Source organism: Adlercreutzia rubneri, assembly GCF_009755265.1.
GTDB classification, from domain to species: domain Bacteria; phylum Actinomycetota; class Coriobacteriia; order Coriobacteriales; family Eggerthellaceae; genus Adlercreutzia; species Adlercreutzia rubneri.
Genome location: NZ_WPOO01000022.1, coordinates 16,884 through 40,115 on the forward strand (window position 1 = coordinate 16,884; position 23,232 = coordinate 40,115).

Consider the following 23,232-nt stretch of genomic DNA (forward strand, 5'->3'; position numbering starts at 1 on the left):
TGCGCGGCCCTGTTACGTCCCCGAAAGGCAAAAGGCGCCGAGCCCTGCGGCCCGGCGCCTTTCCTAGCGCGATTGGCTTTAACGTTCGCGAAAACTACTCGTCGAGTGCCTCGGCGATCTCGTCGGTGATGTCCATGGTGTGGTACACCGCCTGCAGATCCTCCAGCTCCTCCAGCTTGTCGATGAGGCGCATGACCTTCTTGGCATCGGCCACCGAAACCGCCGACGGCGTGTTGGCTATCATGGTCATCTCGGCGCCCTTCACCTGGATGCCCTGGGCCTCAAGCTCTTTCACCACGGCCATGAGATCGCCCGGCGCGGTGTAGACGATCCACTCCTCGTCGGCGTCCTCGTAGTCGTCGCCGCCGGCCTCGGCCACGGCGAGCATGAACTCCTCCTCGTCGGCAGCGGCGCCGTTGGGGCCGATGGGGTTCTTCTTGTCGCCGGTCTCGACCTCCTTGGATACCATGATCTGGCCCTTGCGGTCGAACTGGAACGCCACCGAACCGGAGGTGCCGAGGTTGCCGCCGGAATGGGAGAAGGCGGCGCGCACATCGGCGGCAGTGCGGTTGCGGTTGTCGGTCAGCGCCTCGCAGAGCACCGCCACGCCCGCCGGGCCATAGCCCTCGTAGACGACGGTCTCGTAGTTGGCGGCGTCCTTGCCGGAACCGAAAGCCTTGTCGATGGCGGTCTTGATCTTGTCCTTGGGCATGGAGTAGCCCTTGGCCTTCTCGATGGCGGCGGCCAGCGACGCGTTGTTGTCGGGGTTCGGGTCGCCACCCTCCTTGGCGGCCACGGTGATGTTACGAGCCAGCTTGGAGAACAGAGCCGAGCGCTTAGCGTCCTGCGCGGCCTTGCGATGTTTGGTGGTTGCCCACTTAGAATGCCCTGACATGAATAAGTCCCTTCGAAACACGAATACAACAGCGGCTTATGGTACCACAAGGGCGCGAACGGGAAAACCCAGCTGCCGCGCTGCACGGTTTTTCTACGGAAGGGGCCGCGCGCAGAGAACGAGCGCATCGCCAGGTTTGTCGGATACGCGGCTGTGGCGCGCCCCTGGAAAGAAGCGCCACGTCCCGAGCAACTCCCCGAGCAATCGCCAACGGTATCCACAGATTTCCCAATTCGTGGGTTGCGCGGGCTTCCATAAAGCACTATGATCGATCAACAATTGAACATGATCTTCAGGGCGGGGTGAAAGTCCCCACCGGTGGTACAGCCCACGACCCGCAAGTCTTGCGCTTGCGGCTGATTCGGTGAAATTCCGAAGCCGACAGTTACAGTCTGGATGGAAGAAGATAGGAAGTGCTCCCCAGCGGAGCGCATCGGACAGTTAGAAGCCCTGGAACCTTTTGGTTTCAGGGTTTTTTTCGCAATCGTCCGCTCATCTTTTCGGAAGTGGCGCCCGAAGGTCGCAGCGATGCGTTGGAGGTGAGCGATGTCCCAGAAGTTAGAGCAACTCGCACGCGACGAAGCCTTCATGGCCCGTGCGCTGGCGCTTGCCGAGAGAGGGACTGGCTGGACCAGCCCAAACCCACTCGTAGGTGCCGTTATCGTGAAAGACGGCCGCATCATCGGCGAGGGCTGGCACACCGCATGCGGCCAGCCCCACGCGGAGCGGGAGGCGCTGGCCGCATGCGCCGAAGACCCCGCCGGAAGCACCCTGTACGTCACGCTGGAGCCGTGCTGCCATTGGGGCAAAACGCCACCCTGCACCGACGCTATCCTGGAAGCGGGCATTGCCCGCGTCGTCGTGGGCGCCCTTGACCCGAACCCTTTGGTGGCGGGCCAAGGGTGCGCGCAGCTGCGCGAGGCGGGCACGGTAGTGGAGACGGGGGTCCTGGAAGAGGGGTGCCGGCACCTCAACGAGGTATTCTTCCACTTCATTACCACCGGGCGCCCCTTGGTGGTGCTGAAATACGCCATGACCCTGGACGGGAAAGCGGCCACGCGCACGGGGGCATCCCGGTGGATCACCGGGCCCGAAGCGCGCGAGCGGGTGCATCGCGACCGGCACCGGTTCGCAGCCATCATGGTGGGCATCGGCACCGCCCTAGCCGATGACCCCGCGCTTACCTGCCGCTTGGAAGGCGGCCCCTGGCGGCAGCCGCTGCGCATTGTGGTCGACTCCCAAGGGCGCTTGCCCCTGGATGCGTTGCTCGTGCGGACAGCCCAAGAGATACCGACGCTGGTGGCGGTGGGGCCGCAGGCGAGCGCCGAGCGCACAGGCGCCCTGCGCGAGGCCGGATGTTCCGTCTGGGCGTCGCCGCCGGCGGAAGGGGGCAACGGCGCAGTGAACCTGCCGGCCCTTCTCGATCACGCGGGCAGCTTGGGCATCGATTCGATCCTCGTCGAAGGCGGCCCTGCGCTGCACGGCGCCTTCATCGACGGCGGACTGGCGAACCGCGTGCAAGCCTATATCGCCCCGAAGCTTTTCGGGGGAGCAAGCGCGCCAGGGCCGGTGGCAGGTCGGGGCGTGGCGCTGCCCGCCGACGCGCTTTGCCTTTCCTCCCCCACCGTCACCGCCCTTGGGCCCGATCTGCTCTTAGAATGCGCCGTTTCCCCTTCAGTCGAAAGCGAGGCGACACCATGTTCACCGGCATTGTAGAGGAAATCGGCACCGTAAGGACGCTGCGCCGGGGCGCCCATTCGGCCGTTCTGTCCATTGACGCGCGCACCGTGCTCGAGCGAACTCGGCTGGGCGACTCCATCGCCGTGAACGGCGTCTGCCTCACCGTCACTTCGCTGGGAGCGACCCAGTTCAGCGCCGATGTCATGCACGAGACGTTGCGACGCAGCAACCTCGGCGCCCTGCATGCCGGCAGCCCCGTGAACCTGGAGAGGGCCATGGCGGCCGACGGGCGATTCGGCGGACACTTGGTGTCGGGGCACATCGACGCGGTGGGCACGATTCGCCGCATCCAGCACGACGACAACGCCGTGTGGTACACCATCGGAGCCGATGCGACCACCCTGCGCCACATCATCATGAAGGGATCCATCGCCATCGACGGCATCAGCCTCACGGTGGCGCGCCTGACCGACGCCGACTTCGCCGTGTCCATCATCCCCCACACCCGGGCCGAGACGACCCTTTCCCTCAAGCGCGTCGGCGATGAGGTGAACCTCGAAACCGATATGGTCGGGAAGTACGTCGAACGGTTCCTCGGCGCCCCCCTCCCCCCTCCATCCGCGACGGCCGAGAGCGGCGGTATCACCCAAGCATTTCTGACAGCGCATGGATTCTAACGAAGGAGCACCCCATGGAAGAGAACGAGTCATTCCAGTTCAGCACAATCGAAGAGGCGCTGGATGATTTGCGCGCGGGCAAGATCATTCTGTGCACCGACGACCCCGACCGCGAGAACGAAGGCGATTTCATCTGCGCAGCGCAGTTCGCCACCACCGAGAACGTGAACTTCATGGCAGTACACGGCAAGGGGCTCATCTGCATGCCTATGTCCGCCGAACTGTGCCAAAAGCTGGCGTTTCCCCAAATGGTCACCGAGAACACCGACAACCACGAAACCGCCTTCACCGTGTCCATCGACCACGTCGACACCACAACGGGCATCTCGGCGCAAGAGCGCGGGCTGACCGCGCGCGCCGTGGTGCAGCCCGGCGCCCGCCCGTCCGACTTCCGCCGGCCGGGCCATATGTTCCCGCTGATGGCAAAGGCCAACGGCGTGCTGGAGCGCAACGGCCACACCGAGGCCACAGTGGACCTGATGCGTCTGGCCGGTCTTGAGGAGTGCGGTCTGTGCTGCGAGATCATGCGCGAAGACGGCACCATGATGCGCACACCCGAGCTGATAGAGCTCGCCCGGCAATTCAATTTGAAGTTCATCTCCATCAAAGCGCTCCAGGACTACCGCAAGAAGCACGAATGCCACGTGGTGGAAGTGGCCGATACGGCAATGCCCACGCGCTACGGGGCATTTCGCGCCCACGCCTTCGTGAACAAGTTGAACGGCGAGCACCACGTGGCCCTGGTGAAAGGCGACATCGGAGACGGCGTCGATGTGCTGGTGCGCGTTCATTCCGAGTGCCTCACCGGCGATGCCTTCGGCAGCCTGCGCTGCGATTGCGGCCAGCAGCTGGCTGCAGCGATGGCCCAGGTGGAAGCCGAGGGGCGCGGGGTGGTGCTGTACATGCGCCAGGAAGGGCGCGGCATCGGGCTTGTGAACAAGCTGCGCGCCTACGAGCTGCAAGATGCCGGCATGGATACCCTGGAGGCCAACCTGGCCCTGGGCTTCGCGGGCGACCTGCGAGAATACTACATCGGCGCCCAAATTCTGCACGAGCTGGGCGTAAAGACCATGCGACTGCTTACGAACAACCCCGACAAAGTGTACCAATTGGGCGATTTCGGGCTGCAGATCACCGAACGCGTGCCCATCCAAATGCCTTTGACCAGCCACGATGAGTTCTATCTGCGCACCAAGCAGGAGAAGATGGGGCATTTGCTGTACTTCGATGAGGAGCGCCAGGCGTCCTAGCGCCTGTACAACTCGACTAAGGAAACCAACGTTTGGGAAAGGATCATCATGACGGTATTTGAAGGGAAGCTGGTATCGGAGAACATCAAGGTCGGCATCGTGGCCTCCCGCTTCAACGAGTTCATCACATCCAAGCTGATCGGGGGCGCCATGGACGGCCTTTTGCGCCACAACGTGCGCGAGCAGGACGTCGACATCGCCTGGGTACCCGGCGCTTTCGAGGCGCCGCTTGCCGCGCAGAAGATGGCGCAATCGGGCCGCTATGACGCCGTCATCTGCCTGGGCGCCGTCATCCGCGGCGCCACGAGCCACTACGACCTGGTCTGCAACGAGGCCGCCAAGGGCATCGCCCACGTATCGCTGGAAAGCGGGGTGCCCGTTATGTTCGGCATCGTGACCACCGACACGATCGAGCAGGCAATCGAGCGTGCGGGCACCAAGGCGGGCAACAAAGGATTCGACTGCGCCACGTCGGCCATCGAGATGGTCAACCTTCTGCGGGAGATCGAAGGCTAGGGGCCCATGGGCGGCACGGTATTTTTCGACTACGATGGCACGCTCCACGATTCCATGCATCTGTACGGCCCGGCGTTTCGCCGCGCCTATGCTGCCTTGGTAACCGATGGCTGGGCCGCCCCGCGTACGTTCTCCGATGAGGAGATCGCCTCGTGGCTCGGATACTCCCCTGCCGCCATGTGGGCCTCCTTCATGCCCGAGCTGCCCGAAGCGATTTGGCAGCGCGCATCGGCCGCCATCGGAGAGGAGATGCGCCGCTTGCTCGCGGCGGGCGCAGGGCGCCTGTACCCCGGCGCGAAGGCCATGCTGGAATCCCTGCGCGAGGAGGGATGCACGCTCGTGTTCCTCTCAAATTGCAGCGGCTCCTACCGCGACGAGCACCTTGCCGCATTCGGCCTCGGCGGCCTGTTCACCGGCGCCTGGTGCGCCGAAGACTTCGAAGGGCTGGAGAAGTGGCAGATCTACCGGCAGATTTGCGCACGTTACCCGAAGCCCCACCTCATGGTCGGCGACCGGCACCACGATCAGGAGGTGGCCGTGCACGGAAACATTCCCTTTGTCGGGTGCACCTACGGATTCGGAACGGCAGACGAGCTCAGCCGGGCGGACGTCCTGGTGAGCACGGCCCCCGAGATCGCAGGGGCCGTGCGGGCACTTACCGGGAAGCCGCGCGGGCACCCCTAGCCCTGGCCCTATCCCTCGTCCACCTTCGCGAGCAGCTCCTCGCGGCCGTTCACACCGAGCTTCTTGTAGATGCTCTTCACGTGGGTGCGCACGGTGGACTCGGAGATGACGAGCGTGGCGGCCACAAAGGCGATGCCGTGGCCGCGCCCCAGATACCCTAAAATCTCGCGCTCCCGCGGCGTTAGGCCGGCCTCGTCGGCCAAGGCCTCGCAGCGCGCCTGCACGCTTTGGGCCGGCGCGTCGGCCCCCGCGCCGGCATCCCGCGCGCCCAGCCCGTCGTCGGCCGCGCGCTCCCCCGCGCCCGCGCGCCAAAAGCCCCAGAGCGCCGCCGCGATGACGCCCACGAAGTAGAACGTGCTCACCACCAAGAGCGCCGGGCCGCCGCCCTCTTCCTGGAAGGGGGCGGTGGGCGCGCACCCCAGGCCCAGAAGCGAGAACAGCGCGAAGGCCGCCACCGCCGTGCCGAACACCGAGCCGGCCGAGAACTCCCGGGCATGGGCCACGGCCGCCAGGCTCGCCAGGGCGAGGATGGCCACGGCCCCGTAGAACACGTAGGTGAGCCACGCGGCGAAGAACATCGGCATCGTGGTGCCGGGGAAGCTGTTCAGCACGATGAGCACCAAGGCGAACGCCGGCACGAGCATCCGGTAGATGAGCGTGGTGAGCGGCCGGCTCGTGCGCAGAAGGCAGATGGGCAGCGCCACCACGGCCCCCAGCGCGCAGCCGAGCAGCTCCATGTTCACCACGTCGAACAGGATGAACTTCCGCGCCCCCATCATGAAGGCGAACACCATGAGGCCCGCCAGCGGCATGCCGGACACCGAGGCCAAAGACGCCAGCCGCGCCCGGCGCGTGGGGGCCGGAGATTCCGCCGCCTCCTGCACGGATGATGCCGCACCAGCCGCCTTGGCCCCGCCGCCCAGATCTCCCGGGCGCGCGCCGCCCCGCGGGCGCTTCCACGCCGCCAGGCAGGGCACGGGGAAGCTCGCCAGCACCAGCACCACGAACACGATGAGCCCCACGCCGAAGGTGGTGGAGGACAGCAGAAGCCCCACGAGCGCCGCGCAGCCCACGGAAAGGGCGCACCACAAAAGCGCCTGGCGCAGGTCGTAGGCGGCCATGTAGCTGCCCCACAGCACCGCCAGCTCCACGGTGCCCGCCGCCAACAGAAAACCCGAAAGAGCCCCCACAGCCCCCGTGCCCACGCCCGGCAGCGCCGCCGCGGCTATAAGCAGGCCGTAGCCCGTAAGATAAGCGGCCACGCCGGCCACCACCCATCCGCGGCCCAAGAGCCTCTCGGGGCAGCGCCGCCCCGAGGCCAGCGCGGCGAGCGTGCCCAATACGAGTGTGGAGAAAAGCATCGTGTTCGCGAAGGGCGCCATGAACGTGGGCACGTCGAAGACGCCGGTCTCGAAGAGCAGATGGTTCGGCGAGTAGATGGGAATGGTGGCCAGAAACGCTATGAGCGTGAGCGCCTCGAGCCTGAAGTATTTGGAAAGCGGCAACCTGTACCCTCCCTGGCTTGTCGCGGCTTCGTCGGGCACCAGTATAGCGAAACTTTCCGAAGTTGCCACGGCGTTACTGAGCCGTCATTCTGGCCCTGTGGCGCTGACCTGCGGTTTATTTCCATCTCCCCCATTTCCGCGAGGGCGCTTTCCGGGAAATCCCCCAAGCTGACGATTCCTCGCGGGCCGCTCGCGGTGCCATCATGGGCCCCGGCGCCGCACCAAGGCGAGCGACGAGAAGGCCGGGGAGTCGCCCCGAGCGCCCCGCCGGCCGCACCGCCGAGCTTCGGTGCACGCCGACCGATACGCCCCGATACCAAGGGAGGATATGGGAACTATGGAGAAGACAACCAAGGGCATGTCCCGCCGCTCGTTCATCGGCATGGGCGCCGTGGCCGCCATGGCCGCCGGAGCCGCCGGGCTCGCCGGCTGCGCGCCGGCAGGCGGCGACAGCACCGCCAAGACCGAAGACGGCGGCCACATCGAGAGCGCGGGCAGCTCCGCGCCCAGCGATGTGCACATCCACAACGTCACCGACACCAGCTGGATGACGCCGCCGGCCGAGGTGACCGATTTCGCCCAGGAATGGGACTGCGACGCGGTGGTCTGCGGCCACGGCTTCGCCGGCATCACCGCCTGCCGCGAGCTGGCCGAGCAGGGCAAGAAGGTCATCCTCATCGAGAAGCAGCCCGAGGACTCCTACCAGGCCGTGGGCAACGAGTTCGCCTCGCTGAACGCCAAGATCCTCCAGGAGCGCGGCGTGCCGCACATCGATCCGGTGGAGTTCTACCAGAACTTCATGAAGATCACCTCCAACATGCCCAACCCCTCGCTGGTCATGAAGTTCGCACAGAACTCCGAGGAAAACTCCAACTGGTACCTCGACCGCCTGACCGAGGAGGACTTCGCCACTATGACCACGGCGTTCTTCCCGCCCACCGAGCACCAGATGGGCGAGCTGTCGGGCATCAAGTTCTGGCCGAGCGTGTGCTCGTTCTACGGCGAGTGCAACCAGACGAAGATCCAGATGTACAACCAGGCCGCGGCCGAGGAGGCCGGCGCCGAGTTCCACTTCGCCACCACCGCCGAGTACATCATCATGCAGGACGGTGCCGTGGCGGGTCTTGTGGCCTCTGACGCGGACGGCTACATCAAGATCAACTGCAAGGCCGTCGTCTGCGCCTGCGGCGGCATGGGCGGCAACCCCGAGATGATGGCCTACTTCATGCCCGACATGGCCCAGGCCCTCACCGGCGAGGACGCGCTGACCTCCATGTCGGCCAACGACGGCCGCGGCGTGCAGATGGCCTACTGGGCCGGCGCTCACCTGGAGACCACGCCCGTTGCCGGCATGAACATGAAGGGCCTGTCGGTTCCCGGCAAGATGAACTGCCTGCCCCAGGCCGTGTGGATCGACGAGAACGGCCGCCGCTTCGCCAACGAGTACTACCCCACTTCCGAGCAGCGCGGGTACCAGACCGTGTTCATGAGCCGCAAGACGAAGTACGCCGTGGTGGACAACAACTTCACCGAGTACCGCCAGTACACCCTGCCCCAGCACGCCGGCTTCACCGCCAATGAGGAGAACATCGCCTCCCTGCGCGACTCGCTCGACAAGGCCTACGCGAAGTTCAAGGGCACCTACGAGGAACCGGAGCAGGAAGAGGGCCAGGGCGGCCCGGGCGGTGGCGGCCCCATGACCCAGGTGGAGTGGATCGCCGACGACACCCTGGAGGGCCTGGCCGGCCAGATGGGACTTTCCGGCGACGCCGCCACGGAGTTCGTCGCCCAGATCGAGCGATGGAACGGCTACTGCGAGGCCGGCGTCGACGAGGAGTTCGGCCGCGCCGCCGAGGTGCTCTTCCCGGTGAAGGACGGCCCCTTCTACGCCTGCACCTTCGACCCGGTGCTCGGCGAGACCATGGTCACCATGGGCGGCATCATCACCGACGGCGAGCAGAACGCCTTGGATGCGAACTACGAGCCCATTCCCGGCCTGTACATGGCCGGCAACGACTGCGGCCGCCGTTTCGGCACCGAGTACGTGACCCCCATCCCCGGCTGCTCGCTGGCCTTCGCCCTGGTGCTCGGCCGCGAGTGCGGCAAGTCCGTGGCGAAATTCCTCGGCTAGAAACGGCAGAGACGGGTGCCGCCGCTGGCCGCGCCCGTCTCACCCGAAATGCCTTTCCCGCTGCGGGGCCCGCCCTCCCGGCTCCCGCAGATCATCGACAAAGCCCCCGGCCGTCCCTCCCCGGCCGGGGGCTTTCCTGTCGCAACCTCTCCAAACTGCGGAAATCTACTCCTCCCGCAGCCAGAGGCCCGTCTTGCCGCCGTCCTTCTTCAGCAGGCGCACATCGGAAATTTCCATGCCGCGGTCCACGGCCTTGCACATATCGTACACGGTCAGGCACGTCACGGAAGCCGCCGTGAGCGCCTCCATCTCGATGCCGGTCTTGCCCGTGACACCGCACATCGTAGTCACGTGAATACCCACGCGCCCGTCTTCCCGCTCGCCCTCGCGCACGGGCGCGCACTCCACCTTGGCCTTGGTGATGTTCAGCGGGTGGCACATGGGGATAAGCTCGCTCGTTTTCTTCGCGGCCATCACTCCGGCCACCCGGGCGCAGGCGAGCACATCGCCCTTGGCCGCCTTGCCCTCCACGATGAGGGCCAACGTCTCCGGCTTCATGGAGATGAAGCCCTCGGCCACGGCCACGCGCTCGGTGTCGGCCTTCTGCGATACGTCCACCATCCGCACGTCGCCGTTCTCGTCGATATGGGTCAGCTGCTCGGTCATTGCAATTCCTTTCTAGCAGGTTCGGAAGGCATTCTTGGAAGAGGAGGGTTCGCGCTCGGGGCGAGGGTCCGCGCGGAGTTCCGCAGCGACTGGAACAGCCCAGTGGGCTGTTCCACCAAGCGAGGACTGTCTGAGCACGGCGCCCTTGCCCCGAGCGCGAACCCGGACAACCCGGAAGAAAGCTAGCCGCCGATCTGGCTCATCTTGCGGTCGGTGCCCACTTTGTCATGGTGGTCGTCGGGCTTGGCGCCGAGAGCCGTCAGCAGCACGTCGCGCACTGCGGCGTCATCGCCCTCGCGCAGGGCCGTGCGCACATCGTACTCGGTATCAGAGAACAAACACGGGCGCACCTTGCCGTCGGCGGTCACGCGCAGGCGGTTGCACTCGCTGCAGAAGTGGCGCGACAGCGGGCTGATGAAGCCCACGGTGCCCAGCGCGTCGGGGAACTCGAAGTAGCGCGCCGGACCCCAGCCCAGAGGCTTCGTCGCCCCGGCCGGGCGCAGCTCGGGCAGCCCCGCCGCACGGGCGCGCTCGTTGATGATGTCGAACAACTCCTCGGAGGGGATGACATCCTCCTTGCCCCAGCCGGTGCCGGCGTCGACGCTTGTATCGCCCACGGGCATGTACTCGATGAAGCGCACGTGCAGCGGCCGATCGATGGAGAGCTTCGCGAACTCCAAAAAGTCCTGGTCAAGGCTGCGCACGGCCACGGCGTTCACCTTCACGGGATTGAGCCCTGCGGCGAGCGCCGCGTCGATGCCGGCGAGGGTGTCCTCCAAACGGCCCGTGCGCGTGATCTCGTGGAACTGCACCGGATCCAGGGTGTCAAGCGAGATGTTGACCCGCGAAAGCCCCGCTGCCTTCAAATCGCCGATCATGCGGGGCAGAAGAACCCCGTTGGTGGTCATGGAGACGTTCTCGATGCCCTCGATGCCGGTGATGGCGTCCACCAGCTCAACCACGCCCTTGCGCACCAACGGCTCGCCGCCCGTGAGGCGAACCGAGCGGATGCCGAGCCCGGCGGCCACGGCCACCAGCCGCTCGATCTCCTCGATGCGCAGGATCTCGTCATGGGACATCGCGCACACGCCCTCCTCGGGCATGCAGTAGACGCAGCGGAAATTGCAGCGATCCGTCAGCGATATGCGCAGATAATCGATAGTACGACCGTGTGAGTCTTTCAAAGTCACCCCTCGCAACGTGTTTTGACTGCTTATTATATCGAACTCGAAATAAACCGCAATCCGCATCGAGGAGCGCCGCGAGATATCCTACCCCTCGGCCGCCGTGACGTCATCCACCATGGCAATCAGCTCCTGCTGGGAATGAACGCCCAGCTTGCCGTAGACGTTGCGCGTATGGGTGCGCACCGTGTTCCAGGAGATGCTGAGCTTGCTCGCCGTGGTGGACGAGTTGTAGCCCATGGCCAGACAGCGCAGCACGTCGGTCTCCCGGGGAGAGAGCTGGTAGTCTGCGGCCAAAGCCTCGATCGCCAGACCGAAGCGTCCCTTGCGCACCGGCTCGTCCTCGCGGGCCGGCCCCTCGCTCTCGGCGGCAAGATCCCTCATCAGCAGCTCGTCAAGCGAGGGGGCGCCCTCCTCCCCCGGCACGAACAATCGGTCGAACTCGCGCTCGGAGAAGATGAGAAAGGCGCAAGCGAGCACGATGAGCGCCATGATCATATAGGCGAAGGCCTCGCCGACGGCACCGAACAGCGTCCCTAAAAGCTGCGCCCCGAAGAGCCAGCCGATGCCGTTGCCAAGCTGGTAGGCGCCGTAGCCGTAGCCGAACACGATGACCGCGGAGGTGCGCCGCTGGAAGACGATGAAGGCGAGAATGCACCACAGGAACAGCTCGAACACGACGCTGGACAGCGGCACCACCTGGGCGAGCACGGTATGCAGCACCGTTACCAAGGGCAGGCAGGCGACAAGCGCCACGGAGGCCACCATCACCACCGAGTACAGCTTCCCGAAGTTGAGTCGATCCCCCTCGATGCCCACGGCCACCACCGCCAAAACCAACGCCAGAAGCATGCGCGCGAGCATGACGAGACGCGACCCGGACAGCGTCGTCTCGATGGAGGAGACCGCCACCGTGGATGCGTACACCGAGGACACGATGCAGGAGAACACGAAGACCACGGCCAGAAGCTTCCAGAACGACTTCGGCAGCGACCGGCGCGAATGGTCGCGCACAAGAGTGGGCGTCGGCTGCTCGATATGGCGGGAGAACGATGCCAAGATGCCGGCCGCCAAAGGCAGCAGCACGAACGAAGCCATGCCCGCCAAGCTGGGACCGCCGGGAACCGGCGCCCAGGCGGGCGATCCCAGCACAATGAAGAAGGAGGCTCCCACGACGAACTGGGAGTAGGCCACGTACAGGATGACCTGGCGCGGCGGCAGCGCGCCGTAGAGCTGCCCGCAACGCAGGGCGATCGCCCCGAGCCCCACGCCGAATAGTATGCCGCCGATGAAGAAAAGCGATCGGATAACGGGATAAGGCAGCATCGGCGTCAAATAATAGGGCCCGATAAGTATGACGATGAGGGCGCCGAGCGAGGAGACCGCCCCCGCCCAAAGGCACGCCGTCGGGCGCTCGAGCCACGAGCGCACCCGGGGCACTGCGAACGTGGACAACAGCATGAGGCCGCCGGCCGACAGGCTCATGGTCACCGTCAGCACCGAAAGGTTTCCGCCGTTGATCTCGCTATCAGACAGCCACGCCGTTCCCGAGCTCGCTATATAGACCGAAGCTAGCAGGGCCCCCAAGGCCATGTACGGCAATGCCGGCCACGCGCGCACGAGCTTCGCCATGAAGTTTTTCGTCTCGGCCATCACTGCCCTCCCTAGCGCAAGGAGCGCCCGGCGACAGCCGAGCGCTCCTCGATGTGATCCGATTGGCCTACGATACCATTTCCGGTTCGTCGGAGATGGCGGGAGTCGGGTCGTTGGACGCGGACACGGCATCCTCGGCGCTCCGGTCGACCAACGCCCGGCCCACGCGGCAGAGGGCATAGCCGACGAACACCACCGAGTACACGACCACCGAGGCCTGGGCGGCGAGGCCGCCGTGCAGGGCCGAGGGCAAAAGCATCAGCAGCAGGTGCACGTACACCAGCCCGAAGAACGGGTAGGCCAGCTTCTGCACCTTCTTCCACGAGGCCGTGGACATCTGCCGCTTCACGAAGGCGAAGGACGTCACGCCGAGCACGACGAGCAGCACGAGCAGCACGACCGCCAAAACGAAGGCGCCCATGACGTTGCCCCCGATCTCGCCGCCGCCGAGAAGGCGCGGCAGGTAGCTCTCCAGGTACACGGCCATGTGCCCGAGCGAGAGGAACCACGCCACGATGGACAGCTCGCTGCGCACGGGCTTCAGCCAGTGATAGGCGCGGCCGTCCCGGTTCAGGCATCCGATGAACATGACGACCACGAACAGGGCCAGCGACAGCTCGCACTTCTGGATGAGGACGAACAGCGGGCTCCAAATGGCGCGCGGCAGCCCGAAGAACACGCCGTACACGTAGACGACGTCGATGGCGATGGCGGCGGCGTAGAACGCGACCGGAAGCGCCTTCAAGGGGTTGCGCAGGGCGAAGCAGCCGACGATGGTGACTGCAAGGATGATCGCGAAGTCCATGTTACCTCTCCTCTCGCACCTCGAGGCGCTGCTCGAGCTCGACGGCGATAGCATCCAAAAGCTCGGCGTCCTCGAGGAAGAAACCCTTGGAAATCTTCAAGACGCCCCGATAGAAGCGCGTCTCCAAAAGCAGAAGCGCCAGATCCTGGAACGTGTCGAACCACGAGAGGATATGGTCGGCGAGGAACGCGCGGGACGTGCGAACCTGACGCAGGGCCTCCGCGTCGTCGCCGGCCTCAAGGGCGGCAATGATGCGATCTGAGAGCACCACGAGGAACTCGCACATGAACGACAGGTGATCGTGGGGGAAGTCGTAGCCCTCGGCCTTGGCCACGTGGTTGGCCTTGTACAGCTGGAAAACCTCGTGGTAAGCGTCCTGGAACATGAGCCCCTCTTCGCTCGTGTGCACGCTCTCGTAGGGCACCGCGTAGCGGCCCTTCCACGAGGAGGTTCCGGCGAAGGCGGAAGTGAAGTCCACGGCCAGCGCCTGGCGCGTGCCGGAGTTCCGCTTGCGCAAATAGCGCGTGATATCGTTCACCCCGTCGGCGAACAGCTCGTTCACATCGGCATATTCCGACCAATCCATCTCGGCGATGTTATCGATTTGCTCAGCCGTCAACGGCCGGAAGTAGATGGCCGCCAAAAGGTCGTAGAACGCCGCGCGACCCTTGAGGGCCGCGATCATGTCCTCCGTCACCACAGCCTCATCGGCCGCAGCGACGCTCATCTCATCTACCATGTATCCCCTCTCCTCTCAGACTCGCCCGTCCTCGTTGGGCACAAACCGCGTAGCGCCAGAGCGCTCCGCAGGACAGGAACTGCGACCTCGAAAAAGCGGCGCACCGGCGCACCAAAGCAGCAGCCCCCGTCCTGCGGGTTCAAACTGCGAACCCGCAAGAGCGCCCGACCGCCAAAAGGGAGGGAGCGACGGTCGGGGCAACCGAAAACCGAGGGGCGCACCTACGGGCTGGTGCAAGCGCACCCCTCACGCAAAATGGCTACTTCTTCTCGTAGCGGGTGACCTCGACGGGCTCCTCCTGCCACTTGGCGGTCTTCTCCGAGAGGATGTAGACCGTCGTGGGATGCAGGTCGGCCGGATCGAACAGGTAGTGCGCGTTCTCGCCGGCGGCAGCCACGACCTTCGCGGCCTCGGAGTTCGGATCGTCCAAGTCTCCGAAGGTGCGAGCGCCGCAGCAGCAGTTGTGCACGCAGGCCGGCACCCAGTTCTCGTCGTTTTTGCGCTGGAAGCACAGCGTGCACTTCTCGATGGTGTTGGTCTTCGGGTTCAGCTGGCGCACGCCGTAGGGGCAGCCCGTCAGACAGCTCTCGCAGCCGATGCAATCCTCGGCGTTCACGAGCACGATGCCGGTCTCCTCGTCGCGGTAGGAGGCGCCGGTGGGGCACACTTCGATGCAGCCGGGATTCTCGCACTGCTGGCACTGCATGGGCAGCCAGTACATCTCGATGTCCGGGAAGGTGCCGGTGGGGCCGATGGCGGACACGTGGTTGCGCACCACGCCCAGGTTCATCTGGTTCTCCATCTTGCAGGCGGCCACGCAGGAGTCGCAGCCCGAGCAGCGGTCCAGGTCGATGACAAGCGTATTTTTCATTAGAACACATCCTTCGTCTGGGCTTCAGCGAGCATTTCCTGAGTGGGCATGAAGGGCTCGAACTCCTCAGCCTCCACCCAAATGTTGGCAGGACGCTCGGACTTCTCGATCTTCACCGTGAAGCCGCGGTTGGTGTAGGAGCCGTAGACCTCGTTGAAGGGGGCGTCGTTCTTGGTGAGCACGTTGACGTTGCACTCGCGCCAGCCGCCGGTGGGGTTGGCCTGGGAGGCGTCGAAGCACTCGGGGTTCCAGAAGCGCTCCATCCACACGGTCTTGGGGTGGACGCCCTCGGTCAGGTAGGCGCGGGCATGCACCTCGCCGCGGCGGCTGGTGACCTTGACCCAGTCCATGTGCTCGATGCCGAGCTCCTTGGCGCTGGCCGGGTTGATGCGGATCTCGGCGCAGGGGAACAGCTCGCGGCTGAAGGGAGCATGGCGCATGGTGCCGTGGTGGAAGTAGGGCACACGTCCGCTCGTGAGCACGAACGGGTACTCGGGATCGTAGCCCGGCATGCCCTCGTAGGGGGACTCGACCGGCTCGATGGGCACGCAGATGGGGCTGTAGTCCTCGCAGGCCTCCTGGGGCTCCGGATAGCAGTACGGGTACCCGTTGCGAGCCATGCGGATGAGCATCTGGCAGTAGGTCTCCACCTTGCGGGACTCGGTGGCAAAGCCGGAGGGCAGGCCGTCGTCGGCGATCTGCTCGTGCTGGTTGTAATTCCAGTAGTCCGGCGTCACGAACGGCACGTACTCGTCGGTGTTCGCCTGCAGGGTCTCCCAGTCGGGAGCGCCGAGCGTGTCGGCAACGCCCTGCTTGACCTCGGCCTCGGTGGCGCTGCCCAGATAAGCCGTGCCATCGCCCAATTCCAGGCCGTTCGGGATGTGGCCGCCCCACATCTCGCGGCACTTGGCCACCACCTGGGCCGCCGGGATGGAGTGCGACACGGTCTCGCCGATGTGCACGCACTCGTTCTGCAGCCACTGGGTGTCCAGCTGGGTCATGTTCACCATGGGCTCTTCCAGCCACTCGCGCAGCGGGAAGACCAGATCGCACGCCTCGATGTGGAAGGAGGTGAGCATCGGGTACTGGCCGATGATGTAGTCCACCTCGGGGAACACGTCGTACCAGGACTTCGCGTTGCCGAGCATGGCCAGCTTGTTGCCGGACATGTCGAACCACACGCGCGGCTTGAAGGGCTCGCCGGTGGCGATGGCGTTGCGCACCGTGGGGATGTGGGAGTGGCACCAGGCGTAGAGGCCCTTGTGATCCTTCATGCCCAGACGATCCTGCAGAAGCTTGTTCAGGATGCGCTGGGAGTCGGGCATGGCCTCGCCGAGCTGCTTGATGCGCGCCTCGTTCTCGGCATCGGACATGCCGATGACCGCGCCGACGCCGTACATGTCGGAGAACATGCCGCCGAAGCCGTTGTTGTAGGTGACCGGGCGCACCAGCTTGGTCTCACCGGTGTCGGTCATGGTGGCGAAGTAGCCGCCGCCCTTCTGGGTCATGGTGACGCCGGGCTTGTTGATGCGGCCCATGATGGAGTCGAGGCCCATGCAGCCGAGCGGCACCTGGGAGGCGGACTCAGTCATGTCGGAGGCCACGCCGTTGGCGATGCCGCCGTTGTTCTCAACATAGAGCTTGATGGCCTCTTCGATCTTATCCGCTTGCAGCCAGCACTCCTCGGCCGTCTTCTCGAGCGTCCAGGGATCGGCCTCCTCCTTGTAGATCTGACCGGCGGTCTTGTACTGCTTGCCGTTGAACTCGCCGGCCCAGAAGATCTCGGGATCCACGGCCGAATCGGCGGGAGCGGAGTACTCGAAGGGCGCTACGGCGTTCGTCTTCAGATCGAAGCACACGTAGGCCGGGGTGTTCTCGGGCGTCGTCTGCTTGAAGTCGGGGAACAGTTCCTGCGCCTTCACGGGCAGCTTCGTGTCCGGGTCAATCAGGAAGGGCAGGTTCGTCCAGTACTTCGTGAACTCCTCGTCGTAGAGCTTGTTCTCGAAGATGTAGCGGAACCACGAGAGCAGAAGCTTCGTGTCGGTGCCGGGACGTACGGGCAGCCACACGTCGGCCTTCACGGCGTCGGGCGAGAAGTTCGGGTCGACGACCACGGTCTTCACGCCGGCGGCGCGGAGCTCCGCCATGCCGCGGCCGGACTCGGCGGTCTCGGACACGGAGGGCTGGGCGCCCCAGATGACCACGACCTCGGTCTTGTTGTCGTTCACCTTGAAGATCTCCTGGACGGCGTTGTCGGCGATGGACTGGTCGTCGCCGCCGTAGAAGAGCTTCGAGAGGGCCCAACGGGGCAGGTAGCACTGGGCGCAGCCGGGTTCGAAGACGGTCGGGCTACCGAAGGCCATGGGAAGCGTCATGGCCTCCATGAACGAGTAGGAGCCGCCGCCGCCCACGCTGGCGAAGAACGCGTAGTTGCCGTACTGGTCGATAGCGTCCTTGATATGGGTGGCCGCCTCGGTGATGGCCTCGTCCCAGGAGATGACCTCCCACTTGTTCTCGCCGCGCTCGCCGGCCCGGCGCAGGGGGTGCAGGATGCGGCGCGGGCTGTACATGGTGTGCAGCTGGTTGAGGCCCTTGATGCAGAGGCTGCCGCGGGACACCGGGGCCTCCGGATCGCCCTCGAGCCGCACGACCACGCCGTCCTTCAGGTAGGCGATGGCCGGGCACATCTGAATGCAGCCATGGCAGCTCGTGCGCATCTTCGTCAGGCCCTCGGTGCTCGAGACGCCCGCCTCGCCGGTACCGGCGAGCTCCTCTTCCGGCGCAGCTTCCTGCATGCAGCCGGCCATGGAGGCGCCCACCGCAGCGGCCGCGCCCGCGAGAGCGGACACTTTGACGAAGCTGCGACGTGTCAAATTCGTTTTTGACATATTGTCTTCCTCTCCTCTTGCTTACACGTGATTACGCTTGTCCGTTCACCTTCAGATCTTCCAGAAACTCCCTTCCCTCCTCGGTCAACGTCCAACCTTCTTTCCAAACCAGAGCGCCAGCGCGCTCGAGCTTGTCCACAAATACCGACGGCTGCATGGTCTCGACGCGACCGTCGATCACCGTCTGAAGAGCGGGCCTGCCCAAGAGCAGCTCCTCGATCTGCCCGTAGGGGCGCGGGGCCGCCTCGACGAATTCCAAAAGTTCGATGTAGGTATCGGTGCGTTCGGGCACAAGATGAAGCAGATCCACGAGGCGCGCGGACGGCTTGTTGTAATCGACGAACCAGTCGCCCACATCCGTGCTCTTGAACGAGATCTCGGCCACGAGATCGTCGACCTCGTCTTCGGAGAGCCCCTCCTTCTGCTCGGGCAAAACGCGGTTGCCGTCCTCGTCGCGCTCGATCATGTCGAGGCCGTAGGAGCGAACAAGGGACATCAGCATATAGAACTGGTTCTGGGTGGCGCGCTCGAACTGGGGGAGCGCCGCGATGAAGTCCTCCGCCTCGCGAAGCGGGCGCTCCTCGGCGCAGAAGGCGAGGGTCTTGTACAGGATCTCGCGGTTCAAGGGATGACGCATCACCGTGCGGTTCAGCTCCGCGAGCTTCTCCTCGAAGGTGAGTTCGGCGGCGTCGGGCAAATCGTCAGCAGCGAGCGCGGCAACATCCATCGCCGCCTCGGCGGCTGCCTCCTCGCGCTCCTGGGAATCGTCTCGCGGCATTTCGCGGGTTTCAAAATCAGCCATGCATGCTTCGCATCGCAGCGGATGCGACCCTCCCCTCTTACCTATTTGGTTCTCCTCCTTGCCGCTTCGCCTCCTCGCACCAACTATGTCTCGGAGGTTTTCGAAGCGGTTCCACGGGTCGGAACTATAGGCGATTGGGATTGAAAACGACTACCCGCAGACTGCCTGAAATTGAGAAAATGGGCGCAAAAATCTCACGCAGGCTGGGTGAGTGACCCGTTTTACCTGCGCTTTTGCTCGCACTTTTTGATGAGTGGAATTATCGACTCACCAGATACACCTTGTCCGGAGGGATGCGCACCCACAGCCTCTCCCCCACCTCCGGCAACGCAACGCCTTCGCGCATGCTCACGCGCCAGAACATATGCTGGTGCAGGTAGCTCATCTCGTTCGTCTCGAAGGCGACAGCGGCGCCATCCGCATCGTCGCGATCGAGAAAGCCCAGAAGCGCCATGCGCTCGAAGCGGGCATCGCTCACCCGATCGACGCGAACGCGGTAGCAGTTCTCGCCGGGGCCCTCCGCCCTCTCCACATAGAAGGCGCGAAGGCCCAGGCACTTCACATCTCGCGGCACTTCCTGGGCCGTATGCACGTCAATGCCCCACGGGGGGACGTGCACCGCGTGCGGCCCGGCGTACTCCGCCGCCGGAGCGTTCTTGCAGCCCGACAGCTTCAGCCCCGCCACCGACTGCGGACGGTTCACCAGCTCCCGCCCCCGATCCATCTCCACGATGCGCCCGGCATCCACCACCGCGATGCGGTCGCAGAACCGCAGCGACTCGTCGATATCGTGGCTCACATATAAGATCGTTCCCTCAAAAGCTTCGAACAGGCTCACGAGGTTCTGCTCGAGAACCCCTTTCAAGTGAGAGTCCAGGGCGCTGAAGGGCTCGTCCAGCATGAGGATGCCCGGCCGCGCCGCCAGCATACGGGCCAGGGCCACGCGTTGCTGCTGGCCACCGGAGAGCTGGGCCGGATAGCGCTGCCCGAAACCGCGCAGGCCGAAACGCTCCAGCTCCTCGGATACGATGCGCTCGCGCTCCGCCCTCGGCACCTCGCGCCCGATGCCCGCGCCGATGTTATCCGCCACCGTCAGGTTAGGAAACAGCATGTAGTTCTGGAACAGAAGGGCCGTTTTACGTTGCTGCGGCGTCAGGTTGATCTTCTGCTCGGAATCGAAGAACACCTTGCCATTCACAACGATCCGGCCCTCATCCGGCGTCTCGATGCCCGCGATGCAGCGCAGCGTGAGGCTCTTGCCGCACCCGGAGGCCCCCAGAAAGCCCAAAGTCTCATCGCCGCCCGCAAAAGCCACGTCCAGGGTGTAGTCGCCGAAGCTCTTCTTGATGCGCACGTCCAGGCTCATCTAGGCCACCCCCTCTCCCAGAACGTCGGCACTTCCGGCACTGTCCTCCCGAAGGCCCTTCGCGCTCCTCCTTCGGCCGCCGCCCCGCGTGCCGTTTCTCCGCGGCTTGGGCGAGCGCCCCTCGTGGCTGCTCTTCTGGCGATAGCGCGTGGTATGCCGGCTCCATAGGTTGATGAACAAAATCACGAGGAAGCTGAACACCAAAAGCACGATCGTCCAAAACCAGGTGGCCTCGGTGTTGCCGTTCATCCACTCGAAGTAAATGGCAATGGGGATGGTGCGGGTGCTGCCCAGTTGGTTGCCCGCCAGAAACAGCGTGCACCCGAACTCGCCCAAGGCCCGGGCGAAGGCGAGCACCGTGCCCGAGGCGATGGACGACCAGGCCAAGGGCAGCATGAGGCGCAGGAAGATGCGCCCGTTGGACCAGCCCAAGGTACGGGCCGCGTCGAGCATGTTCGGATCCAAGCTCTCGAAGGCGCCCCGGGCGCTGCGATACATGAGCGGGAAGGCCACCACCACCGCAGCGAGGACCGTGGCCTGCCAGCTGAACACGAGCGGGAATCCGATCTCCTGGAAGAAGCGCCCGAAGGCCGTGTTGCGCCCGAGCGCCGACAACAGAAGGAAGCCGCAGACCGTCGGCGGCAGCACCATGGGAATGGTGAAGATGGTATCGAAGATATCCTGGGCGCGCTTCGAGATGCGCAGCGTGAAATATGCGGCGGCCAGCCCCAGGAAGAACACGAACACAATGGCCACGCCGCAGGTCTTGAGCGTCACCCATAAAGGCGAGTAGTCCATGGACGAGAGAAACTCCCCCACCTGCTCAAGCGGGCCGCCCTTCTGGGCGATGACGGCGCCCTCCGCCGGCACGAGGAGCCCGCTGTCCATCTGGGACGGTCGCACCTCGCTCTTCACGTCGAAGGTGTCGTCGGGACCCTCGATGGTCACGTAGAAGCGGCCCTCCGAGATCTCGCGTCCGAAGGTGAATACCACGTCGCCCACGGCGAGCGATGCTCCCTCAGTGCCTTCCGCATCGGCAATGAGCACCTTCCATTCCTCTTGGCTCGCCAGCGGGTTCACCCCCGTGGAGAAGTTCTCATCCAGGGCCGCCAAGTAGGTCTTTATTTCCTGCACCTGAGAGCTGCCCTCGTCCTCGATGCCGAACTCGTCGGCCACCGTCCGGGGAATGAAGAGCACGGCGTAGTCGGCCGTGTTGACGATAGCCACGCGGTCGGTGCCTGAAAGCCGGTAGGTGTAGCCGTAGCTGAAGCCGTCAATGTCGCGCGCGGATCCCGTGCGCGAACATTCGAAGCCCTCCACAGCGAAGTCGCAGCCTTCCATGCGGGCCGCATCGCCGTCAGCGGAAATCTCAACCTCGGCATCCTGGACGGCCTGCTCCGCATCGGCAGCCCAAGCCGAAGAGGGTGCCACGACCATGCAGGCCCCCAGCATCCCGCCTGCAAGAATCGCAGCTGCAACCGCCCTGAGCACCGAAGCCGCGAACCCCGTCGCAGATCGCCTCACGCCGGCCGCTTTCGCTGTTTCCATAGCCACCACTCTCATTGACCTCTTGCACACCAGACGGGCGAGGCTTTGCGCCCCGCCCGCCCGACGAGATGCCCTTGCGTACTAAGACGCGCTTTGCAGCTCGTAGTTATTCTACCGCGAATGCCTTAGTTCTGGGCGAGCTCGAAGCCCCACTTCTCCCAAATCTGGTTGGCGTCCTCGTCGGTCATGCACCACTCGAGGAAGGCCTGTGCCGTCTCGGCGCTCTTGCTGTCGGTGCATACCGCGCCCGGATAGGTAATGGCCTTGTGGGTGTCGTTGGGAACCACCGAGCAGATGGCGACACCGCCCATGCGGTACACGTCCGAGGTGTAGACCATGGCGATGTCAACCTCGCCGGACTCGGCATACTTGCACACGTCGCCCACCTTGCCGCCGAGGGTCACCTTCGGCTGCAGGGTCGCGGAGAACTCGCCGCCCTTGCCCGTGGCGTCGGCGCCGGTGGCCCCGTCGGGCTCGATGTAGCTGCCGACCGTCGTCAGGGACTGGCAGGCGTAGTTGCCGGCCGGCACGTTCTCGTCACCCACGGCCAGCGTGTACTTGCCGGCGGCGATGTCCTCAAGGCTGATGTCCTGACCTGCCAGGTCACCGCCCTCCTTGGTGACGATGACCAGGTCGTTGTTGAACATGGTCTGGCGGGTGTCCTCCTTGACATAGCCGTTCTCCGCGGCATCGTCCATCGTGCCCTTGGAGGCCGTGATGAGGATGTCAGCGTACTGCCCAGCACCGAGCATCTCGTTCAAGGTGCCAGAGGCCTCGTACTGCGTATCAGCGAAGGTGACGTTGGGATTCTGCTGAGTGTAGAGTTCCTCGGCCTCGGCCATGGCCTTGGTCAGGGAATTGGCGGCGAAAATCTGCAGTTCCACGGCTTCGCCCTCAGGCTTGGTCTCCTCGGGAGCCTGGGTTTCCGCCTGGGGGGCAGCCGGCTTGTCGGCCTTCTGCTCCGTAGTGTCGCCGCCTGAGCAGCCGAAGAGGCCCAGGGCGGCCATAAGAGCCACCGACACGGCACCGAGTTTCCAACTTTTGCGCATTGAGGTCTTCCTCCCTGATAGGTTATACGTCTTCGCGAATAAAGCGTTTTGGATATATTATCCTTATTCTCATATATTCGCAAGCCCTATTATTCTCATCTCCGAATATGGTTCCGAACCCCTCGCGCTCCTCCATGGGAAACATCCGCAGGGGCTGACCTTGGTCAGCCCTCGCGAGAGGGATACCTTCGCACGACAATCATGAACCACCCCTCAAAGGGGTGGTTTGCTCTGGGCCTATAAGGCCGAGGGGGGCCGGCAGCGTCTAAAGGCGCTGCCTCTCACTTCGTTCAAGCCGTACCGCCCTTGTCTCTCGCGGGCCG

19 protein-coding genes and 1 riboswitch are annotated in these 23,232 nt (G+C 64.8%); of the genes, 6 read left to right on the forward strand and 13 right to left on the reverse strand.

Translation table 11 applies throughout. The features are described 5' to 3' along the window. Positions 1 to 94: 94 nt before the first annotated feature. Positions 95 to 895, reverse strand: a complete 801-nt coding sequence (locus tag GO707_RS10380; RefSeq protein WP_022740246.1) for a YebC/PmpR family DNA-binding transcriptional regulator — start codon at positions 893 to 895, stop codon at positions 95 to 97. Positions 896 to 1,179: 284 nt separating this feature from the next. After that, a riboswitch (FMN riboswitch) is annotated at positions 1,180 to 1,307 on the forward strand. A 134-nt stretch (positions 1,308 to 1,441) separates the two neighbouring features. Between GO707_RS10380 and ribD the strand changes: the two genes are divergently transcribed. From ribD to GO707_RS10405, 5 genes are read left to right on the forward strand one after another with little or no spacing between them, the layout of a single operon-like run. Continuing rightward, a complete protein-coding gene (gene ribD, locus GO707_RS10385; RefSeq protein ID WP_157012965.1) occupies positions 1,442 to 2,611 on the forward strand; it encodes a bifunctional diaminohydroxyphosphoribosylaminopyrimidine deaminase/5-amino-6-(5-phosphoribosylamino)uracil reductase RibD in 1,170 nt (389 codons plus the stop codon). Continuing rightward, positions 2,593 to 3,252 (forward strand): riboflavin synthase, encoded by a 660-nt coding sequence (gene ribE, locus GO707_RS10390; RefSeq protein ID WP_157012966.1) that lies wholly within the window; start codon positions 2,593 to 2,595, stop codon positions 3,250 to 3,252. The genes ribD and ribE overlap by 19 nt, the downstream gene beginning before the upstream one ends. A gap of 14 nt (positions 3,253 to 3,266) precedes the next feature. Continuing rightward, positions 3,267 to 4,502, forward strand: a complete 1,236-nt coding sequence (locus GO707_RS10395) for a bifunctional 3,4-dihydroxy-2-butanone-4-phosphate synthase/GTP cyclohydrolase II (RefSeq protein ID WP_157012967.1) — start codon at positions 3,267 to 3,269, stop codon at positions 4,500 to 4,502. 48 nt (positions 4,503 to 4,550) lie between these two features. After that, positions 4,551 to 5,018, forward strand: a complete 468-nt coding sequence (gene ribH / locus GO707_RS10400; RefSeq protein WP_114540388.1) for a 6,7-dimethyl-8-ribityllumazine synthase — start codon at positions 4,551 to 4,553, stop codon at positions 5,016 to 5,018. 6 nt (positions 5,019 to 5,024) lie between these two features. Further along, positions 5,025 to 5,702 (forward strand): HAD family hydrolase, encoded by a 678-nt coding sequence (locus GO707_RS10405; RefSeq protein WP_157012968.1) that lies wholly within the window; start codon positions 5,025 to 5,027, stop codon positions 5,700 to 5,702. A gap of 8 nt (positions 5,703 to 5,710) precedes the next feature. On the opposite strand, the gene GO707_RS10410 is transcribed toward GO707_RS10405, so the two are convergent. Beyond that, on the reverse strand, positions 5,711 to 7,207 hold the full coding sequence (locus GO707_RS10410; protein ID WP_157012969.1) for a response regulator transcription factor: 1,497 nt from the start codon (positions 7,205 to 7,207) through the stop codon (positions 5,711 to 5,713). A gap of 337 nt (positions 7,208 to 7,544) precedes the next feature. Here GO707_RS10410 and GO707_RS10415 point away from each other — a divergent pair, with 337 nt between their 5' ends. Next, positions 7,545 to 9,338 (forward strand): FAD-binding protein, encoded by a 1,794-nt coding sequence (locus GO707_RS10415; protein ID WP_231699601.1) that lies wholly within the window; start codon positions 7,545 to 7,547, stop codon positions 9,336 to 9,338. Positions 9,339 to 9,503: 165 nt separating this feature from the next. Here the strand turns inward: GO707_RS10415 and moaC are convergent, their stop codons facing one another. The 11 genes from moaC to modA all read right to left on the reverse strand — a co-directional run bounded on the left by moaC (position 9,504) and on the right by modA (position 22,909). Then, positions 9,504 to 10,004 carry a cyclic pyranopterin monophosphate synthase MoaC gene (moaC, locus tag GO707_RS10420; protein WP_157012970.1) on the reverse strand — a complete coding sequence of 167 codons (501 nt, stop codon included), beginning with the start codon at positions 10,002 to 10,004 and terminating at the stop codon, positions 9,504 to 9,506. A gap of 182 nt (positions 10,005 to 10,186) precedes the next feature. Then, positions 10,187 to 11,188, reverse strand: coding sequence for a GTP 3',8-cyclase MoaA (gene moaA, locus GO707_RS10425; protein WP_157012971.1), 1,002 nt, complete (start codon positions 11,186 to 11,188; stop codon positions 10,187 to 10,189). Positions 11,189 to 11,275: 87 nt separating this feature from the next. Continuing rightward, complete coding sequence (locus GO707_RS10430; RefSeq protein WP_232325792.1) at positions 11,276 to 12,841, reverse strand: helix-turn-helix transcriptional regulator; 1,566 nt, start codon at positions 12,839 to 12,841, stop codon at positions 11,276 to 11,278. 67 nt (positions 12,842 to 12,908) lie between these two features. After that, on the reverse strand, positions 12,909 to 13,646 hold the full coding sequence (locus GO707_RS10435; RefSeq protein WP_157012972.1) for a ferric reductase-like transmembrane domain-containing protein: 738 nt from the start codon (positions 13,644 to 13,646) through the stop codon (positions 12,909 to 12,911). Position 13,647: 1 nt separating this feature from the next. Then, a complete protein-coding gene (locus tag GO707_RS10440) occupies positions 13,648 to 14,385 on the reverse strand; it encodes a TorD/DmsD family molecular chaperone (RefSeq protein ID WP_114540394.1) in 738 nt (245 codons plus the stop codon). 259 nt (positions 14,386 to 14,644) lie between these two features. Next, entirely contained in the window at positions 14,645 to 15,256 is a 612-nt protein-coding gene (locus GO707_RS10445) for a 4Fe-4S dicluster domain-containing protein (RefSeq protein ID WP_157012973.1), read from the reverse strand. Then, a complete protein-coding gene (locus tag GO707_RS10450) occupies positions 15,256 to 18,144 on the reverse strand; it encodes a molybdopterin-containing oxidoreductase family protein (RefSeq protein WP_157012974.1) in 2,889 nt (962 codons plus the stop codon). The genes GO707_RS10445 and GO707_RS10450 overlap by 1 nt, the downstream gene beginning before the upstream one ends. A 31-nt stretch (positions 18,145 to 18,175) precedes the next feature. Continuing rightward, complete coding sequence (locus tag GO707_RS10455) at positions 18,176 to 18,946, reverse strand: hypothetical protein (RefSeq protein WP_227070693.1); 771 nt, start codon at positions 18,944 to 18,946, stop codon at positions 18,176 to 18,178. Between the two features lie 259 nt (positions 18,947 to 19,205). Continuing rightward, entirely contained in the window at positions 19,206 to 20,312 is a 1,107-nt protein-coding gene (locus GO707_RS10460; RefSeq protein WP_157012975.1) for a sulfate/molybdate ABC transporter ATP-binding protein, read from the reverse strand. Beyond that, positions 20,313 to 21,860: a molybdate ABC transporter permease subunit gene (gene modB / locus GO707_RS10465; protein ID WP_232325793.1), complete on the reverse strand. Its 1,548-nt coding sequence runs from the start codon at positions 21,858 to 21,860 to the stop codon at positions 20,313 to 20,315. It abuts the gene before it with no gap. A gap of 125 nt (positions 21,861 to 21,985) precedes the next feature. Beyond that, positions 21,986 to 22,909: a molybdate ABC transporter substrate-binding protein gene (modA, locus tag GO707_RS10470; RefSeq protein ID WP_157012976.1), complete on the reverse strand. Its 924-nt coding sequence runs from the start codon at positions 22,907 to 22,909 to the stop codon at positions 21,986 to 21,988. Between the last annotated feature and the right edge of the window lie 323 nt (positions 22,910 to 23,232).

Coding starts and splice junctions, on each gene's coding strand:
- modA (WP_157012976.1), bottom strand. CDS start 22,909: ATGCGCAAAAGTTGGAAACTCGGTGCCGTGTCGGTGGCTCTTATGGCC.
- GO707_RS10415 (WP_231699601.1), top strand. CDS start 7,545: ATGGAGAAGACAACCAAGGGCATGTCCCGCCGCTCGTTCATCGGCATG.
- GO707_RS10450 (WP_157012974.1), bottom strand. CDS start 18,144: ATGTCAAAAACGAATTTGACACGTCGCAGCTTCGTCAAAGTGTCCGCT.
- GO707_RS10435 (WP_157012972.1), bottom strand. CDS start 13,646: ATGGACTTCGCGATCATCCTTGCAGTCACCATCGTCGGCTGCTTCGCC.
- moaC (WP_157012970.1), bottom strand. CDS start 10,004: ATGACCGAGCAGCTGACCCATATCGACGAGAACGGCGACGTGCGGATG.
- GO707_RS10455 (WP_227070693.1), bottom strand. CDS start 18,946: ATGGCTGATTTTGAAACCCGCGAAATGCCGCGAGACGATTCCCAGGAG.
- ribE (WP_157012966.1), top strand. CDS start 2,593: ATGTTCACCGGCATTGTAGAGGAAATCGGCACCGTAAGGACGCTGCGC.
- GO707_RS10395 (WP_157012967.1), top strand. CDS start 3,267: ATGGAAGAGAACGAGTCATTCCAGTTCAGCACAATCGAAGAGGCGCTG.
- ribH (WP_114540388.1), top strand. CDS start 4,551: ATGACGGTATTTGAAGGGAAGCTGGTATCGGAGAACATCAAGGTCGGC.
- ribD (WP_157012965.1), top strand. CDS start 1,442: ATGTCCCAGAAGTTAGAGCAACTCGCACGCGACGAAGCCTTCATGGCC.
- GO707_RS10445 (WP_157012973.1), bottom strand. CDS start 15,256: ATGAAAAATACGCTTGTCATCGACCTGGACCGCTGCTCGGGCTGCGAC.
- GO707_RS10460 (WP_157012975.1), bottom strand. CDS start 20,312: ATGAGCCTGGACGTGCGCATCAAGAAGAGCTTCGGCGACTACACCCTG.
- modB (WP_232325793.1), bottom strand. CDS start 21,860: ATGGAAACAGCGAAAGCGGCCGGCGTGAGGCGATCTGCGACGGGGTTC.
- GO707_RS10430 (WP_232325792.1), bottom strand. CDS start 12,841: ATGGCCGAGACGAAAAACTTCATGGCGAAGCTCGTGCGCGCGTGGCCG.
- GO707_RS10405 (WP_157012968.1), top strand. CDS start 5,025: ATGGGCGGCACGGTATTTTTCGACTACGATGGCACGCTCCACGATTCC.
- GO707_RS10380 (WP_022740246.1), bottom strand. CDS start 895: ATGTCAGGGCATTCTAAGTGGGCAACCACCAAACATCGCAAGGCCGCG.
- GO707_RS10440 (WP_114540394.1), bottom strand. CDS start 14,385: ATGGTAGATGAGATGAGCGTCGCTGCGGCCGATGAGGCTGTGGTGACG.